The sequence below is a fragment of the Streptomyces aurantiaciflavus genome (assembly GCF_049808595.1).
In the GTDB taxonomy this organism is placed as follows: Bacteria; Actinomycetota; Actinomycetes; order Streptomycetales; family Streptomycetaceae; genus Streptomyces.
The window spans coordinates 137,114-152,072 of record NZ_JBNCAQ010000007.1; the positions used below are offsets into that span (position 1 = coordinate 137,114).

Genomic DNA, 14,959 nt, shown 5'->3' on the forward strand with positions numbered 1-14,959 from the left:
TACCACGACAGCGATATATACGACTGCCGGTGTACCACGGCTGTGCGGCAGAATGCAGACATGCTCGAGCTCGCCATCCTCGGCTTCCTGTACGACTCCCCGCTGCACGGCTACGAGCTGCGCAAACGCATCACGGCGCTGACCGGACACGTGCGGCCCGTGGCCGAGAGCACCCTGTACCCGGCGATCAAGCGGCTGGAGAAGTCGGGCTTCCTGGTGCGCGCCACCGAGCCCGGCTCCGTGGCGGCCCCTCGGCACGTCCTGAGCCTCACCGACGAGGGCAGGCGCGAACTGCGCCGACGGCTGGCCGAGCCGGACCAGCGGGACATCACCGACGAGAACCGCTGGTTCACCGTGCTCGCCTTCCTCAGGCACCTGGACGACGCCGCGGCCCAGGCGGCCGTACTGCGCCGCCGGCTGGCCTTCCTGGAAGAACCGGCGAGCTTCTTCTACGACGGTGACCGGCCGCTGCGCGCCGAGGAGGTGGACGACCCGTTCCGGCGCGGCGTACTCACCATCGCGCGGGCGACGTCCCGCGCCGAGATCGGCTGGCTGCGGGAGACGCTGGACTCACTGGGTGGTTGACCCGCCGACAGGCCGCACGGGGCAGCCCCGTACGCCGGGCAGCGGGCGAGTGCCCAGGTCCTCCAGCCGGTAGCCGTTCGGGTAGCCCTTGATCTCCCGGTTCTGCCGTGCGAAGTGCGGTGCGCGGCGCGGGGGCAGCAGCCGGACGGCACGTCCACGCGCGCGTACCGCCTCGCGGACCAGGGCGCGGGTGACGGGGCCCGGCGGGGTGTAGCGGAAGGCCTTCAGGAGCGGTTCGTCGAGCAGGGCGAGGGTGGCGCTGCGCAGCACCGGGGCGAGCGGCCGCGGGTACCAGGAGGCCATCAGGCCGAGCGTGGCGTCCGAGACCCGCCGGGCGTCCTCGTCCCAAGCGAAGTGGGCCTCCTCGTAGGCGTCGAGGCAGGCTTCGAACTCCTCGTAGGACCCGGGGATGTCCTTGATGCCCATGCGCTGTCCGAGGGCGCGGTAGTGGACGGTGGAGGCGACGATCTCGTGACGGGACAGCCTGCGCCATCCGTAGGAGTCGATCCAGCGCTTCGGCATGACGACGAAGGTGCAGAGCACGTACCTCATGTCGTCGTTGCCGATGTCGTAGCCGCGGTGCATCTGGTTGATGCGGCGGACGGCCGTACGGCCCTGTTCGCTGTCGAAGCCGTGCTCGACGACGGCGTCGAGGAGCAGCGAGGTGTCGTCGTAGCGCTTCTGCGCGCGGTGCGTGAGCTCCTGCGTCCGCGCGAGCAGTCCACCGATGCTCGGCACCGCGTAGGTGCGGTACAGGGCCAGTTCGAGAGCGCGGGTGAAGTCCCAGGGGAACTCGTACGCCACGGTGAGCCGGTAGATCGCGGAGGCGTCCTCGTAGGGGTCCATCCGCCGGATCTGTTCCAGCCGCTCGAAGCGCTTCACCGCACAGTCCCCCTTCTGCCGCCGGAACTCCAACTCTACGTTGGGTAGCAGCGGATGAACGCTCGGTTCGCAGAACCACGCAGGGGGAAGGTGGTCGGCATGTTCGACGGGGTCCGCAAGGCCTGGGCGAGAGTTCTCGGCGCCACGCGCACGCAGTCGCGTCCGGGCGGTGAGCAAGCCACGGGTGGGCAGCGGCCCACCGGCACGAAACGCACACACAATCTGTTCGAGGCGGCCGCCGCCTACGTCTCGGCCTGCGCGGAGGACGACCAGGAGCGGATCGACGAGGCGGCGGGCTGGGTGTCGCCGGAGGCGCTGTCCTTCGGGGTCAACGAGCTGGCCTGCCGTGCGGTCATCGCGCTGGCGCGGGAGCGCGACGAGTCGCCGCGCGCGGTGGCTCGGGCGCTGCTCGGGCTGCCGACCGTGTGAGCGCGGTCGACGAGTGGGGGTGATTCGCCCCTGTCCGGTCGGAAAACTGCAGCTCCTGCTGTGTCGGACTGCAGCTCCCGCTGTGTCGGGGAGTCGTGACAAGCGCCTTCCCGCCGCACTAGGGTGCGCGCCGTTGGACGAACTGATGGGGAGGCTGGGATGGCCGGGACGGACGAGGACGCCGTCGCCGCCGCGGACGATGCGCTCTATGTGCTCACGGCGGTGCTGCTGACGCCGGCGAAGTTCCCGAGTGTGCTGGGCGACGACTATCCGGAGGCCTGCGCGGCGCTCGACCTCGCGCCGCTCGCCGACGGATACGGCCTGGTGCTGGGCCAGGACGGCGAGGGCGCGCGGTGGACGGTCGTCATCGACGACGTGTCGCTGGTGGCCGTCGCCATCGCGTCGTGGGACTGCGGCATGGAGTACGACCTGTCGCCCGACGAGCGGACGGTGGTCGCCGCCCTGCCCGGCTGGCCCCTGGAGGTCGCCGTCGCGGCTCCCGGCGTGCCCGCTCCGCACGACCCCGCCCCCGAGGTGGCGGAAGGGCCCGCCCTGTGCCCGCCGGACACGAGCATCTGGGGCCCCGCCCAGCGGCGGCTGGGCGCGGACGAGATCGCGCTCCAGTGGGCCCTGTGGCGCGAGCAGATCGACGACGGCGAGTTCACGCCGCCGCGGGACCCGTCCACGGCCGCCGGCGCGGAGGCGGGGAAGGACGCGCCGAAGGGGCACACGGGCATCCGGCGGGTGCTCGCCGAGGCGCGCGCCTATGTCGACTCCCCGCCTCCTCTCGGCCGAGTGCGCTCCTCTTTCGCGCCCGGTGACGCACGCACCCTGCGCGCCGACGGTCCCGGCTGGTCGCTGGTGGCCAGGACCGACGACATCGCGTTCGTCCTGCTCGACGACGAGCCCGGCGAGGTGCTGCCGGTCGGCCGGGGACCCGAACTGCCGGGGCTCCTGGAGGCGCTGGACAAGATGGCGGTGCGGCCGAGCTGAGCCCTGACCGGCCCGACGGACCGGCGACGGGGACCGCGTCGCGGCCCCCGCCACCTCAGCGCCCGAGCTCCTTGCGGGTGACGCGGCGCAGCCTGCGCCGCTGCGAGGGGTCCAGGGCGAGGTACGCCGCCGCCGGGACTCCCAGCACGATCAGCAGGGCCGCCCACCAGGGCAGCCAGAACAGCAGAAGGAGCCCGACGGCCACACCTCCTGCGGCGATCTTCGCGTTCTTCGACATGTGCGTCGCCTCCTTCGCGGCGGGTGCCGCTCTCTGTTCTGAGAACGGGTCCGCGCGGCGCGCGGTTCCACCCACACCCCTGAGAGGTCCCTGACCTCCATCCCCTAGGTGCCCCGGAGAAAGCCCTCCCTCCCACGCGCCACGAGAACCCACGGAAAAGGCGTGCGCGCCCGGCGTCCAAGTGTTGTACCCTCGGCGACCGACCTCAGTAGTCAAATTTGAGGAGCAGGCCCATCTCTGCGCAGAGGGTTTCCGCGGAAACGCCGTACGACATCTCCGAACTGGCCCGGTGCCCAGCCGTGTTCGTGCCCGGCACGCCCGCGCGTACCGGCAGCGTCGCCTTCTGGCGGCACGACGGTGGGGCTCCTCCCCACGTGGCGTCCGGGTCCGTCGGGGAGGTGCGTGTGGTCCGGCCCGCCGTGGGAGGTGTGGAGCTCGTGCGCCTGCCTGCCGTCCTGCTTCCGGTGCGCGAGGCCCTGCCCGTCCTCACGCGCGCGCGTGCCGTCCCCGACGGGCACCGGGCCGTCGCCTTCTGGGGCGCGGCGGCCCTGACCGCACTGGAGTTCGTGGCCCGTGGCCTGCTGCTGCCCGGTCTGACCCCGGACGACCAGGACGCCTGGCGCGTGGGTCCGCTCGCCCCGGAGGACATGGACCGTGTGCGCCGGCTGGCCGCCGCGATGCCTCCCGAGGCGCACGCCGTGCCGGTGCACGACGGCCCGCCGCTGCTTCTGCCCCACCCGGAGCGGCTGCTGCGGGCCTTCCTGGACGCGGTCGCGGACGCGCTGCCCCGCTCCCCCGCCGCGCCGCTCCTGACGGGCGGCCCGGCGTACGCGGCCCGGCAGCCCCTGTACCTGCCGGAGCTGCGCGCGTGGACCGCCGACGTCGCCGCGGGACATGACGCCGGCGTACGGATCTCGCTGCGGATCGAGGTGTCGGGACTGTCCGCCTCGGCGCCCGAGGAAGCGGCCGGGAGCTTCCGGGCCGTGCCGCAGGTGCACAGCGTGAGCGATCCCGCGCTCGTCGCTGACGCCGCCGACGTGTGGCAGGACTCCGGGCCCGCCGGGCAGGCGTTCGGCCCGCGCGCGCGGATGGACGCGTTGCTCGCACTGCGCCGTGCGGCCCGAGCCTGGCCCGCGCTCACGCCCTTGCTGTCGGCGGCCGTCCCCGACGCCGTCGACCTGCTCGACGAGGAGGTCACCGAACTTCTCGGGGAGGGCGGACGGGCGCTGGCGAGCGCGGGCGTCGAGGTGCACTGGCCGAGAGAGCTGGCCCGCACCCTGACCGCCCGCGCGGTGGTGGGGCCACCGGAGGACGGAACGGCACCGGACCGGGCCGGCTCGGACACGCCGTCGTTCCTGTCCGCGGACGCGCTGCTGTCCTTCACCTGGTGGTTCGCCCTGGGCGACCAGCAGCTCACGCGCGAGGAGCTGGACCGTCTCGCCGAGGCCAACCGCCCGCTCGTGCGGCTGCGCGACCAGTGGGTCCTGATCGACCCCGCGGAACTGCGTAGCGCGCGGGCGCAGCAGGATCGCAAGGTGACGCCGATCGACGCGCTCGGCGCGGCCCTGACGGGCTCCACCGAGATCGACGGCCGCCGGGTCGAGGTACGGCCCACCGGATGGCTGGCGGCTCTGCGGGAGCGGCTGACGCATCCCGAGGAGCAGGAGTCGGTGGCCCAGCCCGCCGCGCTCGACGCGACGCTGCGCGACTACCAGCGGCGCGGTCTCGACTGGCTGGCCCGCACCACGTCCCTGGGACTCGGGTGCTGCCTCGCCGACGACATGGGACTCGGCAAGACGGTCACGCTGATCGCCCTGCACCTGCACCGCCGTACGGACCCCTCGGCCGCCGGTCCCACCCTGGTGGTCTGTCCGACGTCCCTGATGGGCAACTGGCAGCGGGAGATCGAGAAATTCGCTCCCGGCACGCCGGTGCGCCGCTTCCACGGCCCGCGACGCGACCTGGACGGCCTGGCCGACGGGGAGTTCCTGCTCACCACCTACGGCACCCTGCGGATGGACGCGAGCCGGCTCGGCGAGGTGCCGTGGGGGCTGGTCGTGGCGGACGAGGCGCAGCACGTGAAGAACCCGTACTCGGAGACGGCACGGGCCCTGCGCACCATCGGCGCACGCGCCCGCGTGGCGCTGACGGGCACCCCGGTGGAGAACAACCTGTCCGAGCTGTGGGCGATCCTGGACTGGACGACGCCGGGACTGCTGGGCCGGCTGGGCACCTTCCGCACCCGGTACGCGCGAGCCGTCGAGGGCGGCGGGGATCCGGCCGCGGCGGAGCGGCTCGCCCGGCTCGTGGGGCCGTTCCTGCTGCGCCGCCGCAAGTCGGACCCGGGCATCGCCCCCGAGCTGCCGCCGAAGACCGAGACCGATCGCCCGGTGTCCCTCACCCAGGAGCAGGCAGGCCTGTACGAGGCGGTGGTCCGCGAGACGCTCGCGGCGATCGCCGAGGCCGACGACATGGCGCGCCGCGGGCTGGTCGTGAAGCTCCTGACGGGCCTCAAGCAGATCTGCAACCATCCGGCGCAGTTCCTCAAGGAGGAGCGGCCGAGGACCGCCGGACGGTCCGGGAAGTTGGAGCTCCTGGACGAGCTGCTCGACACGCTCCTCGCCGAGGGGGCGAGCGTCCTGGTGTTCACGCAGTACGTGCGGATGGCCCGGGTCCTCGAACGGCACCTGGCCGCACGGGGCGTGCCGACACAGTTCCTGCACGGCGGGACACCCGTCCCCGAGCGTGAGGAGATGGTCCGGCGTTTCCAGGACGGCGAGGTCCCCGTGTTCCTGCTGTCACTGAAGGCGGCGGGCACCGGACTCAACCTCACGCGCGCGGAGCACGTCGTGCACTACGACCGTTGGTGGAACCCGGCCGTCGAGGCGCAGGCCACCGACCGGGCGTACCGCATCGGCCAGACCCGGCCCGTGCAGGTGCACCGGCTGATCGCCGAGGGCACGATCGAGGACCGCATCGCCGACATGCTGCGCCGCAAGCGGGACCTCGCCGACTCCGTGCTGGGCACCGGCGAGGCCGGCTTCACGGAACTGACGGACGCCGAGCTGGCCGAGCTGGTGGAACTGCGAGGGGGCGCGCGATGAGCCGGTACGACAGCGACACGGAGCGTACGTTCGCGGCGATGCCTCCCGCGGGCGGCAGGGGCTTCGCGCAGACCTGGTGGGGCCAGGCGTGGCTGGCCGCCCTGGAGGACGGGGCACTGGACGCGGAGCAGGTGCGGACGGGCCGTCGGCTCGCGCGCGCGGGAGGCGTGGGCGCGGTGTCGGTGCGGCCGGGACGCGTCACGGCCGTCGTCCAGGACCTCGACCGCACGGCGCACCGGGCCGACGTGCTGCTCGACGTCCTGACGGACGCTCAGTGGGACCGGTTCCTGGACCTGACCGTGGGACGGGCCGGGCATGTCGCCGCCCTGCTCGACCGCGAGATGCCGCCGCACCTGGTCGAGGACGCGGAGACGGCCGGAATCGACCTGCTGCCGGGTCTGGGCGACCTGGAGGCGGAGTGCGAGTGCGGCGCCTGGGACCACTGCGGTCACACGGCGGCGCTCTGCTATCAGGTGGCGCGACTGCTCGACCAGGACCCGTTCGTCCTGCTCCTCCTGCGCGGACGTCCCGAGCGGGCCCTGCTGGACGACCTCCAGGCCCGCGGCGGCGCCGCACCGGACGAGACGGCACCTCGTCGGCCGGACGGCGTGGACGCGGCGGAGGCGTATCGGGCGGGGCACGTCCTGCCTCCGCTGCCCGCCGACCCGGATCTCCCGGAAGGGCCCGGCGTGCCGCCCTCGTTGGACACCGACATCCCGCCCCCGCCCGGGGTGGATCCGGCGGCCCTGGAACTCCTCGCCGCGCGGACGGCCGCGGAAGCCTACGTCCTGCTCGCGCAGGCACGTCGCGAAGGAGCGGAACAGCGCCCGCCGGCTGCCCGGCTGACGGCCGCCCAGGACGCCGTACGCCTGGCAGCAGGCCGTCTTGGCGACCGTGAGACTCCGCAGCCCGTGGCCGACCGGCTCGCCGCCGGATCGGGGCGCCGCCGGGAGCAGTTGGCGCCGGCCGTACGGGCCTGGCGGCTCGGCGGTGCGGCCGCTCTGTCGGTGCTCGAGGAGGAGTGGTCCGTCGAGGGCGAGTTGCTCGCACGCGCGCGTGCGGCCCTGGAGTCGGCGTGGGAGGAGGACCAGCGGCCCGTGCTGCGGGCGAGGGGCAACCGGTGGACGGTCGTCGGGGCGCCCGGCCAACTGCGGCTGGGACGGGACGGCCGCTGGTGGCCGTACGGCAAGGAGCGCGGCCGTTGGGTGCCGGCGGGGGACGCGGCGCAGGATCCGGCGACGGCCCTGGCCTCGATCGGCCCCGAGGACGAGTAAGCGCTTTCCCATCACTGAGCCGGGCGCTGATCGCCGATTCGGTCGGCCTGCGGGTGTCCCGCCGGCCGGCCGAACCGGCCATGAGGCGGGTCGGCCCGTCGGGCGGCCGACGCGCCGCGTTCACCGGTACGTCGCACGGCGTTCGGTACGTGCCCCAACTCTGGCCGCTGTCACCGAACTTGCCCCAGGAGGCCCGATGTCCCCGCACCCCACCGGCCGGCGCCGCGTCCACCGTTCCGTCGCTGCGGGTGTACCGCTCGCCGTGCTGGCCGCCCTCGCCGCCGCCGGACCGGCCGCCGCGCACACGCCGTCCGCGGAGGCGTACGTCACCCGTACGGCGACGCTCGGCGACATCCCGCTCGGGGCGTTCAGCAACGCGCTGCTGCCGGGCACGGTGGCCGACGACCGGGGTGTGGACCTCGGTGGCATCGGCAGCGACATCTACCCCGCCGGCCGCGAGGGCGAGTTCTGGACGGTCACCGACCGCGGACCCAACGGCCAGATCAAGGTGGACGGCGCCAAGCGCCGCACGTTCCCCGTGCCCGGCTTCGACCCGGCGATCGTCCGGATCCGGGTCACCGGGAACACCGTGAAGGTGCTCAAGGCGATCCCCCTCACCACGTCGTCCGGGAAGCCGGTGACCGGCCTGTCGAACCAGGCGGGACGCGACGAGGCGCCGTACACCTACGACGCGAGGACGCCGCTGCCGTACAACCCGAACGGGCTGGACACCGAGGGCGTGGTGCGGGCCGCGGACGGGAGCTTCTGGCTCGTCGACGAGTACGGCCCCTCCCTCGTGCACGTCTCCGCGCGGGGGAAGGTCCTGACGCGGTATGTGCCCGAGGGGCTGAACCTCGAAGGCGCGGACTACCCGGTCGTCGAAGCGCTGCCCGAGGTCCTGCTGCACCGGAAGATCAACCGCGGTTTCGAGGGACTCGCCCAACTGCCGGGCGGCGACCTCGTGCTGGCGGTGCAGAGCCCGCTGTCGCTGCCGGACACGGACGCGGGCGAGGCCTCGCGCACCGTGCGTCTGCTGCGCTTCTCGCCGAAGAAGAAGGCGGTCACCGCCGAGTACGCGTACCGCTTCGACCCGGTTAACGTGGTCGACCCGGGCGAGGACGACACCTCCGAGCTCAAGATCTCCTCGGTGGTCGCCGTGGGCGGTGACCGGCTGCTCGTCGAGGAGCGCACCGACAAGGCCGCCCGGCTGCAGCTGGTACGGCTGGACCGCCGTGCGGACATCCTGGGCGGCCGCTGGGACGACGAGGCGACGTCGCCCTCGCTGGAGCAGCTCGACGAGCCCGCCGGGTCGGGCGTCCCGGTCCTGCCCAAGCGGCTCGTCGTCGACCTGGGCAAGGTCGCCGGGGTGCCCGGGAAGATCGAGGGTGTCGCGCGCGTGGACCGCGACACCCTGGCACTGATCAACGACAACGACTTCGGGATGACGGACGGCGCCGGGGCGTTCGACGCGCAGGGCCGGCTGGTCGACAGCGGTGTCGAGACGACGGTGACGTACGTGCGACTGCCCCGGAGCGTGTGACGCCGGCGGTGCCGCGTGGACTTGTCCCACGGCACACGCGCGTGTGCGGGAGGAACCCTCCCGCGCGCGCCCTACGGCAGCCCGGACGGCAGCAGTTCGCCCAAGGACGGCAGGAGCGACTCCAGGTCGCTCGGCACCTCCGTCGGCAGCTCGCTGGGGAACCCGGAGGGCAGCTCGCTCGGGAAACCGCTGGGCAGCTCGACAGGAAGGCTGACGGACGGGCCGGGAGAGGAACGCGTGCCCGCCGGCGGGCTCTCGTCCGGCGAGTCGTCGCCGCCCGAGGCCATCAGCACCACCACGACGACGGCTGCGGCGGCGACCAGCAGCACGAGCACGGCGAAGAGGGGGTTCCTGCGCCGCCCGGAGCCACCGCGCGGGTCCGGCGGCGGAGACGGCGGCCGGCCGCCCCCTCCCGCGCCGTACTCGGGACCCTCGGGGCCGTAGCCCGAGGGAGGCGGACCGAAGCCGCCCGGAGGCGGCGTGTCACCCGGCGGTCCGGGCGGCTGGGGCGGTACGGGCGGCATGGCCATACCGCCCAGAGTCGCCGCGGACCGGCCGGGGCGCGACCGTCCCGCGGAACTTGATACGGGCTCATGCCACGGACCGCATGATTCCGTCGTATTCCATACGCAGATCGACGAAACGTCGTGCGCGCGGGGCACGCCCGCCGCTTCAGCACCGCCCCGGGTCGCGCGGAACGCCGACGGGTGGGCGCCGCACGCGCGTGTGCGTGCTCAGCGAGCGCACGTGTGCGTGCATCCCCTGGGGGACAGTCACGCGCGCGTGCATCCGTCTGAGGAACAAAGCCACGCGCGCGTGCATCCCCGGGAACAGTCACGCGCGCGTGGGCGCGCTCGGCGGCAGGCCCCCGCCCGTCACCCGCCCCCACGCGCGCGTCCGCTCAGCCCCGAGCGCCGAGCAGGTGGTCCATGGCCAGCTGGTCCAGGCGCTCGAAGGCCATGCCGCGGGCGGCGGCCGCCTCGGCGTCGAAGTCCTCGAAGGCGGAGCGGTCGGCCAGCAGGGCCTGCAGACCGTCGGCGGCGGTCGGCTGGGCCAGCTGGTCCAGACGGGCGTCGCGCAGCGCCTGCTGGACCTCCGGGTCGTCACGGAAGGCCGCCGCACGCTCCTTGAGGATCAGGTAGTTGCGCATGCAGCCCGCGGCCGACGCCCACACGCCGTCCAGGTCCTCGGTGCGCGGCGGCTTGAAGTCGAAGTGGCGCGGGCCGGTGTAGCCGGCGCTCTCCAGCAGGTCGACCAGCCAGAACGCGGAACGCAGGTCGCCGGCGCCGAAGCGCAGGTCCTGGTCGTACTTGATGCCGGACTGGCCGTTGAGGTCGATGTGGAAGAGCTTGCCCGCCCACAGCGCCTGGGCGATGCCGTGCGGGAAGTTCAGGCCCGCCATCTGCTCGTGGCCGACCTCCGGGTTGACGCCGTACAGCTCCGGGCGCTCCAGGCGCTCGATGAACGCCAGCGCGTGGCCGACGGTCGGCAGGAGGATGTCGCCGCGGGGCTCGTTCGGCTTGGGCTCGATGGCGAAGCGCAGGTCGTAGCCCTGGGAGGTGACGTACTCGCCGAGCAGGTCGAAGGCCTCCTTCATGCGGTCGAGGGCCGCGCGCACGTCCTTGGCGGCACCGGACTCCGCGCCCTCACGGCCGCCCCAGGCGACGTAGATCTTCGCGCCGAGCTCGACGGCCAGGTCGATGTTGCGGATCGTCTTGCGCAGGGCGTAGCGGCGCACGTCACGGTCGTTCGCGGTGAACGCGCCGTCCTTGAAGACCGGGTGCGTGAAGAGGTTGGTGGTGGCCATCGGCACGGTCATACCGGTGGCGTCCAGCGCCTGGCGGAAGCGCTTGACGTGCGCCTCGCGCTCGGTGTCGGAGGACCCGAACGGGATCAGGTCGTCGTCGTGGAAGGTCACGCCGTACGCGCCCAGCTCGGACAGGCGCTGCACCGTCTCCACGGGGTCCAGGGCACGCCGCGTGGCGTCGCCGAAGGGGTCCCGTCCCTGCCAGCCGACGGTCCACAGGCCGAAGGTGAACCTGTCCTCGGGGGTGGGCTGGTAGTTCATGCCACGGCTCCTTGCTTGAAGACTGTCTGGCCGACTATTTCGTCATGGCCGTTTACAAATTAGTATGCGGACGCATCTCTGGGAAGACAGATCCCGCAGAGCCGTGGAAAAACTTAGGGAGAGCCCGATGTCAGCAGCCGAGGGTCCGCTCGTCGTCGGCGTGGACACATCCACCCAGTCCACCAAGGTGCTGGTCGTCGACGCGGCCACGGGCCGGGTCGTAGCGAGCGGCCAGGCGCCGCACACCGTGTCCTCCGGGGCCGGCCGGGAGAGCGACCCGCGCCAGTGGTGGGACGCCCTGTGCGAGGCGCTGCGCCAGTGCGGTGACGTGGCGCACGAGGCGGCCGCCGTGTCGATCGGCGGGCAGCAGCACGGGCTCGTGACGCTGGACGAACACGGTGAGCCGGTGCGCCCGGCGCTGCTGTGGAACGACGTGCGCTCGGCCCCGCAGGCCCGGCGCCTGATCGAGGAGCTGGGCGGCGCGAAGTTCTGGGCGGAGCGCACCGGTTCCGTCCCGGCCGCCTCCTTCACGGTCACGAAGTGGGCCTGGCTGGCCGAGCACGAGCCGGAGGCCCTGCGTGCGACGAAGGCCGTCCGTCTCCCCCACGACTACCTCACCGAGCGCCTCACCGGCGAGGGCACGACCGACCGCGGCGACGCCTCCGGCACCGGCTGGTGGGCGTCCGGCACGGAGGGCTACGACACGGAGATCCTCGCCCACGTGGGCCTCGATCCCGCGCTGCTGCCGCGCGTGGTGCGACCCGGCGAGGTGGCGGGCACCGTGCGCGACAGCCACGACCTGCCGTTCTCCAAGGGCACGCTGGTCGCCCCGGGCACCGGCGACAACGCGGCGGCCGCGCTGGGCCTGGGGCTGCGTCCCGGCACCCCCGTGCTGAGCCTCGGCACCTCGGGCACGGTGTACGCGGTGTCGCGGCGGCGGCCGGCCGACCCGACCGGGACGGTCGCCGGATTCGCCGACGCCCACGGCGACTGGCTGCCGCTGGCCTGCACCCTGAACTGCACGCTCGCCGTGGACCGCGTCGCGGCCCTGCTGAACCTGGACCGTGAGGCCGTCGAGCCCACCACGGACCTCACACTCCTGCCCTACCTGGACGGAGAGCGCACCCCGAACCTGCCGAACGCCTCCGGAATCCTGCACGGCCTGCGTCACGACACCACCGCCGGCCAGCTCCTCCAGGCCGCCTACGACGGCGCCGTCCACTCCCTGCTGGGCGCGCTGGACCTCGTCCTCGACGAGGACGCGGACCGCTCCGCCCCGCTGCTGCTGATCGGCGGCGGGGCGCGGGGCACGGCCTGGCAGCAGACCGTGCGCCGGCTGTCCGGGCGGCCGGTGCAGATCCCCGAGGCCAAGGAACTCGTCGCGCTGGGCGCGGCGGCGCAGGCGGCCGGGCTGCTGACCGGGGAGGACCCGGCCGCCGTCGCCCGGCGCTGGAACACCACGCGGGGCCCGGTCCTCGAGGCCGTGGAGCGGGACGAGTCGGCCCTGTCCAGGATCGCCGGGGTACTCTCCGACGCGGCCCCGCTGCTGGAGCGGAGCACGGACACCCACTGACCATCGACGAATCGACACAGGCATGACCGCACCGCCGCACGAGGCTCGCCCGACCGGCCCGGCACGCGCGCTGCCCGACACCCAGCAGGGCATGCGCCGCCGCAACCTGGCCCGGGTGATGCACGCCGTCAGCGCCGAGGGTCCGCTCTCCCGGGCGGCGGTCGCCTCACGCATCGGCCTGACCCGGGCGGCGGTGTCGACCCTCGTCGACGAGCTCATACGCACCGGCCTGCTGGAGGAACTGGGCCCGGAGCGGCCCGGCCGGGTGGGGCGGCCCGGCTCCGCGCTCGCCGTCAGCGGACACGGGCCGGCCGGGATCGGCGCCGAGGTCGGCGTCGACCACCTCGCGGTCTGCGCCGTCGACCTGCGCGGCGAGGTACGGGCACGCGCCGTACGGCACGGCACCAACCGGGGCCGCTCCCCCGAACCGGTGATCGAGGAACTCACCCGGCTGCTGCGCGAGGTCGTCACCGAGGCGGAGCGCGAGGGGCTGTGGCTGGCCGGGCTCGCCGTGGCCGTCCCCGGCCTGGTGGCCCGCGACGCCCACACCGTGGTCCGCGCCCCCAACCTCGACTGGCACGACGTCGACCTGGGCGCGCTGTTGCCCGGCGAGTTCCCGCTGACCGTGGACAACGAGGCCAACTTCGGCGGTCTGGCCGAACTCTGGCTCGGCGCCGACACCCCGCGGGACTTCGTGCACGTGTCCGCCGAGATCGGCATCGGCGCCGCGCTCGTCGTCGACGGCACCCTGCTGCGCGGCACCCGCGGCTTCGCGGGCGAGCTGGGACATGTGCCGGTGCATCCCGACGGCCCGCAGTGCGTGTGCGGCGGGCGGGGTTGCCTGGAGCAGTACGCCGGCGAGGAGGCGGTGCTGCGCGCGGCCGGTCTGGAGCTGGGCGAGGACCGAGTCGGCCTGCTCGCGGGACGCGCCGCGGACGGCGACGAGAACGTACGGCGGGCCCTGCACGAGGCGGGAACGGCGCTCGGCATCGCCCTGACCGGGGCGCTGAATCTGCTGGACCCCGAGGGAGTCGTGCTCGGCGGCGCCCTGGCCGGTCTCGCGCCCTGGCTGCTGCCGTCGCTGGAGGCCGAACTCGCCCGGCGCACCGCGGGCCCGCCCTGCCCCGTGTCCGTCTCGCGGCTGGGCCCCGAGGGGCCGTTGCTCGGCGCGGCGCACTCCGTGGTGCGGGCCGTGCTGGACGATCCGGCGGCGGTGGCGGCGCGGGGCTGAACCCGTGCCGGCGGGCGCACGGTGGGCGTGGCGCCGGCCGACCTGGAGGTCCGTTCGGCCCCGGTGCCCGACGCGCGCGGCGGGAACAGGGACACGCCCGAGATGCGGGCCGGGGGGTGAGCTGCTGTGTCGGGGTGAACGTCGAGGGAGCGTTGCCGGCCACGCCGCAACCCCGGCCGTCGGGTCGGCGTTGGCCAGTGCGTGCGACACCAACGACACGCGTCCGGCCCACACGGAACGGCCGCCGGCTCGCGAGGCACACCGCGGACTGCCCGCGCGGCTGCGCGAGACGGCCGTGGCGTCGGGGAACCGACACGCGCCGAGCCACCCCGGACGTCCGCTCGCCCGATCCCTGAAAGGCACCTCCCCGTGGAACGACCCAGAGTCCTGCCCGACCGGCGACGGATCCTGAAGGGCGCCGCCCTCGTGGCCGTCCCGTACGCGGTCCTCCCCGGCGCACGGGCCGGCGCCCACACCCAGCCCGTCGACCACGCGCTCGCCGAGTGGCAGCCCGCGACCCCCGCCAACTACACGGCGTCGAACCGCCCCGCCGACCACACCGTCGACCGGGTCGTCATCCACGTCACGCAGACCACCTACTCCAAGGCCCTGTCCGTCTTCCAGAACCCCAGGAAGAAGGTGTCCGCGCACTACGTCGTGCGCTCCGCCGACGGTCATGTGGCGCAGTGCGTCCGTGAGACCGACGTCGCCTGGCACGCGGGGAACTGGGACTACAACACACGCAGCGTCGGCATCGAGCACGAGGGGTGGGTGGACCGGCCGGCCTACTTCACCGACGCCCTCTACGAGGAGTCCGCCCGGCTCACGGCGGCGATCTGCGACCGGTACGGCATCCCCAGGGACCGGGCGCACGTCATCGGCCACCACGAGGTACCGGGCACCGACCACACCGATCCCGGCCCGGACTGGGACTGGGCCCGCTACCTGAGACTCGTCAACTCCTACTGAGCGGACGTCCGAAACGGTTGTCGCCGCGCACCCCCGGAGTGACGATGTCCCCAGCAGCATCGCCTTCCGGGAG

The 14,959-nt window shown here is 73.7% G+C and carries 13 protein-coding genes and 1 pseudogene; 10 read left to right on the forward strand and 4 right to left on the reverse strand.

Translation table 11 applies throughout. The annotated features are described in order from the left end of the window. The first annotated feature begins 60 nt into the window (after nucleotides 1-60). Nucleotides 61-585, forward strand: coding sequence for a PadR family transcriptional regulator (locus ACPT94_RS09965; protein WP_425245666.1), 525 nt, complete (start codon nucleotides 61-63; stop codon nucleotides 583-585). On the opposite strand, the gene ACPT94_RS09970 is transcribed toward ACPT94_RS09965, so the two are convergent. Further along, complete coding sequence (locus ACPT94_RS09970; RefSeq protein ID WP_425245667.1) at nucleotides 571-1,467, reverse strand: oxygenase MpaB family protein; 897 nt, start codon at nucleotides 1,465-1,467, stop codon at nucleotides 571-573. The two genes, ACPT94_RS09965 and ACPT94_RS09970, sit on opposite strands and share 15 nt — an antisense overlap. Before the next feature lie 99 nt (nucleotides 1,468-1,566). On the opposite strand from ACPT94_RS09970, the gene ACPT94_RS09975 reads away from it, so the two are divergent. Next, nucleotides 1,567-1,896 carry a hypothetical protein gene (locus ACPT94_RS09975; protein WP_360331539.1) on the forward strand — a complete coding sequence of 110 codons (330 nt, stop codon included), beginning with the start codon at nucleotides 1,567-1,569 and terminating at the stop codon, nucleotides 1,894-1,896. 159 nt (nucleotides 1,897-2,055) lie between these two features. Next, nucleotides 2,056-2,889, forward strand: a complete 834-nt coding sequence (locus ACPT94_RS09980) for a hypothetical protein (RefSeq protein WP_425245668.1) — start codon at nucleotides 2,056-2,058, stop codon at nucleotides 2,887-2,889. A gap of 55 nt (nucleotides 2,890-2,944) precedes the next feature. Here ACPT94_RS09980 and ACPT94_RS09985 read toward each other — a convergent pair whose 3' ends face one another. Then, on the reverse strand, nucleotides 2,945-3,127 hold the full coding sequence (locus ACPT94_RS09985) for a hypothetical protein (protein WP_360331545.1): 183 nt from the start codon (nucleotides 3,125-3,127) through the stop codon (nucleotides 2,945-2,947). Between the two features lie 281 nt (nucleotides 3,128-3,408). Here ACPT94_RS09985 and ACPT94_RS09990 point away from each other — a divergent pair, with 281 nt between their 5' ends. From ACPT94_RS09990 to ACPT94_RS10000, 3 genes are all read left to right on the forward strand, one after another. Beyond that, nucleotides 3,409-6,231, forward strand: coding sequence for a DEAD/DEAH box helicase (locus tag ACPT94_RS09990; protein ID WP_425245713.1), 2,823 nt, complete (start codon nucleotides 3,409-3,411; stop codon nucleotides 6,229-6,231). Beyond that, nucleotides 6,228-7,505 carry an SWF or SNF family helicase gene (locus ACPT94_RS09995; RefSeq protein WP_425245669.1) on the forward strand — a complete coding sequence of 426 codons (1,278 nt, stop codon included), beginning with the start codon at nucleotides 6,228-6,230 and terminating at the stop codon, nucleotides 7,503-7,505. The genes ACPT94_RS09990 and ACPT94_RS09995 overlap by 4 nt, the downstream gene beginning before the upstream one ends. Nucleotides 7,506-7,701: 196 nt before the next feature. Then, nucleotides 7,702-9,045 carry an esterase-like activity of phytase family protein gene (locus ACPT94_RS10000; protein ID WP_425245670.1) on the forward strand — a complete coding sequence of 448 codons (1,344 nt, stop codon included), beginning with the start codon at nucleotides 7,702-7,704 and terminating at the stop codon, nucleotides 9,043-9,045. Between the two features lie 71 nt (nucleotides 9,046-9,116). Here the strand turns inward: ACPT94_RS10000 and ACPT94_RS10005 are convergent, their stop codons facing one another. Beyond that, nucleotides 9,117-9,575: a hypothetical protein gene (locus ACPT94_RS10005; RefSeq protein ID WP_425245671.1), complete on the reverse strand. Its 459-nt coding sequence runs from the start codon at nucleotides 9,573-9,575 to the stop codon at nucleotides 9,117-9,119. A 371-nt stretch (nucleotides 9,576-9,946) separates the two neighbouring features. Next, nucleotides 9,947-11,113, reverse strand: a complete 1,167-nt coding sequence (xylA, locus tag ACPT94_RS10010) for a xylose isomerase (RefSeq protein ID WP_360331558.1) — start codon at nucleotides 11,111-11,113, stop codon at nucleotides 9,947-9,949. Between the two features lie 127 nt (nucleotides 11,114-11,240). Between xylA and xylB the strand changes: the two genes are divergently transcribed. From xylB to ACPT94_RS10030, 4 genes and pseudogenes are all read left to right on the forward strand, one after another. Beyond that, complete coding sequence (gene xylB, locus ACPT94_RS10015) at nucleotides 11,241-12,686, forward strand: xylulokinase (protein ID WP_360331561.1); 1,446 nt, start codon at nucleotides 11,241-11,243, stop codon at nucleotides 12,684-12,686. A 22-nt stretch (nucleotides 12,687-12,708) separates the two neighbouring features. Then, nucleotides 12,709-13,917: an ROK family protein gene (locus ACPT94_RS10020; protein ID WP_360331564.1), complete on the forward strand. Its 1,209-nt coding sequence runs from the start codon at nucleotides 12,709-12,711 to the stop codon at nucleotides 13,915-13,917. Between the two features lie 18 nt (nucleotides 13,918-13,935). Then, nucleotides 13,936-14,329: pseudogene (locus tag ACPT94_RS10025) on the forward strand (hypothetical protein); the annotation flags it as partial. Beyond that, complete coding sequence (locus tag ACPT94_RS10030; RefSeq protein ID WP_360331566.1) at nucleotides 14,287-14,886, forward strand: N-acetylmuramoyl-L-alanine amidase; 600 nt, start codon at nucleotides 14,287-14,289, stop codon at nucleotides 14,884-14,886. The pseudogene ACPT94_RS10025 and the gene ACPT94_RS10030, both read left to right, overlap by 43 nt. The last annotated feature ends 73 nt before the right edge of the window (nucleotides 14,887-14,959 follow it).